Genomic DNA, 503 nt, shown 5'->3' with positions numbered 1-503 from the left:
CCGTTCGACGGGTCCCGGTTGTCGTAGACATCCAGGGCCGCGAGCAACTGCTCGCTCTGCAGCCATTTGTGGTGGTCGTTGGCGCGGCCTTCGGCCAGTGCTTCCAGCGCCTTGCATTGCTGCTCGAAGTCGGCCAGGTTGGCTTTCATGGCCTGAACCTGCAGGGCGGCCTGCGGGTCCGGGGGATTGACGTACCTGGTCTCGAATCGATTGCGGTATTCGCCGCTGTCGAGCTTCGCCTGCACCCGCGTGCGGATGGTCGTCTCATAGTCCTTCATGTGTTGCCGGGCGGCCTGTTCCCAGCGGGCCTCCTGCTCCGCGTCGAGCACCCAGCCGCGGGTCATGGCGGCGCCGGGGTCTTCGATCTTGGCGCGCTCGATGTCGATGTAGTGTCACCCAGCCGCGGGTCATGGCGGCGCCGGGGTCTTCGATCTTGGCGCGCTCGATGTCGATGTAGTGTCGCGCCTCGATGGCGGCCGACTTGTCCTCGAACAGCTGCCTGA

The 503-nt window shown here is 65.8% G+C and carries 1 protein-coding gene; it reads right to left on the bottom strand.

The window, feature by feature from the left end:
• On the bottom strand, positions 1–344 hold a 344-nt coding region (locus tag AC1DO7_RS41460; RefSeq protein WP_477117600.1), incomplete at its 3' end, for a hypothetical protein.
• Between the last annotated feature and the right edge of the window lie 159 nt (positions 345–503).

The organism is Cupriavidus sp. 05N40 (assembly GCF_056397305.1).
Note: the sequence above shows the minus strand (reverse complement) of the source record. Positions and strands in the feature narration are given on the sequence as shown.